This window comes from Streptomyces sp. NH27 (assembly GCF_056859195.1).
Genome location: NZ_JACEGK010000861.1, coordinates 1 through 1833, shown reverse-complemented (window position 1 = coordinate 1833; position 1833 = coordinate 1). Strand labels below are relative to the sequence as shown.

Sequence of the window (1833 nt, the reverse complement as noted above, 5' to 3'; positions counted from 1 at the left end):
GGCTCCGGGTCGGCGACGGCTTCGGGGGCAGCTTCGGGTACGGCCTCGGCGACGGGTGCCGCCACGGGTACGGGTGCAGGTGCCTCCGCCTCCGGGGTCACCGCCGGTGCGGCCGCGGCCGGTTCGGCCTCGGCCACGACCTGCGCCGCGGGCTCCGCGACGGCCTCGGGCGCGGCCTGCGGGGCCGCCGCTGCCGCCACCGGTGCCTGCACGGCGGCCTGTTCCTGCTGCTCCTGCTGTTCCGGCGGCTGGGGCACCGCGAAGCCGCCGCCCTGCGAGGCGACCGGGCCGCCCTGCGCGGGTACGACCGGTTCGGGCTCGGCCGGGGCGGGCTGCTCGGCGGGAGCGGGCGCCACCGCCACGGGCGTCGCGGCCGGGGAAGGTTCGGCCGTTGCCGTGGCCACCGCCTGCTGCGCGCCGACCTCATCGACGGCAACAGCCGCTGCCGGTGCCTGCACTTGGGCCTGATCCTGGGCCTGGACCTGCGCGTCGACACCCGCGTCCGGCTGCGGGTCGGCCTGCGCCTCGACCGGCGACTCGGCCTGAGCCACGTCCACCGGAGACACCTCGGCCTGAGACACCTCGTTCTGGGGCTGCTCCGGCTGAACCGGCTGGGCGACCGCCTCGGGCGCCTGCGGCGCGGCAACGGCACCCTGCGCCGGAATCGTCTGAACCGCCGCGTCGGCCGGGCGCGGCACGCTGTCCGCGCGGGGGATCAGCGACTGCTGCGAGGCACCGCCGGGCGCGGCGGGCCACGGGCTGCCCGGGGTGGCGACCGCGGCCGCACCGGGCTCGCCGGTCTGCTGCGCGGGGATGCCGTTCACGTCGTCGCGCGGCACATCGAGGTACTCGGGGCCGGAGGTCGGCGGCCCGGCCACGCTCACCGCGGGTCCGCGGTCGGCGAGCGACCGTACGGACACTCCGCCGCTGGGCGTGTCGGACACGGACGGACCCATGTGCAGAGGACGCCGGGACGCGGTGGCCTGCTGCGGCACCGGCGGAGCCTCGGCCGACGCGTTCCACCCGGGCCCGGCGAACTGCTGCGCCGGGTCGTCGCCGGCCGACTCGGCCTGGAACGCCGCCGGCGGTACAGCCGCGGCCCCTTCGCCGGCACCGGCCGGGGCGTCGGCCGTCGGGGCAACGCCGGCCTGCGCGGCGGCGGGATCGGGCACACCGGCGGCGGGGTACGCGGGCGCGTCCGGTCCGGAACCGGCCCCCGGCGCGGCCGAACCGGCCTGCTGCGGGTACGGCTGCGGCTGGTGCGGCTGCTGGGCGACGAAGACCTGCGCGCCGTTCCCGAGCACCGGCGGTGCCACCGTCTCCAGCGGCACCTCGACCGGCACCTCCACGGAGATCGGCAGATCCACCGACGGCTGCTGCAAGGAGACCGGCTGCGGGTGCTGCCCGTTCTGGAGGAGCGGAGACTGCTGGACCGGCTGCTGTGCCGGTACGGGCGCGGGCGGCGGCACCGGCTGCGGGTCGCTCCAGGAGCCCTGCGGCCCCGGCATCAGCAGCACGTCATCCTCGTCGTCGAGCCCGACGCCGGGCGGCGCCGGGTGGTCGAGGTAGGCGTAACCGGACGCGGGCTGCTCGCTCACGGGTGCGGTACCCCAATCCGGCTGCTGCGGCGTGCCGTTGCCGGGGAGGGCCGTGTGCGGCGGGAGAAGCGCGTCGGCGCCTGTGTCCGCGCCCGCGTTCTCCGGCAGCCCCTCGCCGGGGATCTGACCGGTGTCCGTCATGCGTGCCCCTCGCCCATCGGTTTCGCTCCTTCCAGCCGCTGCGCCCTGCCCGACCCGACCCTCTACGCCCACGCACGAGCGGGTCCGGTATGCG

1 pseudogene is annotated in these 1833 nt (G+C 77.7%); it reads right to left on the bottom strand.

The features are described 5' to 3' along the window. Window positions 1–1739, bottom strand: a pseudogene (locus AC13HU_RS36580) (hypothetical protein); the annotation flags it as partial. Window positions 1740–1833: the final 94 nt, after the last annotated feature.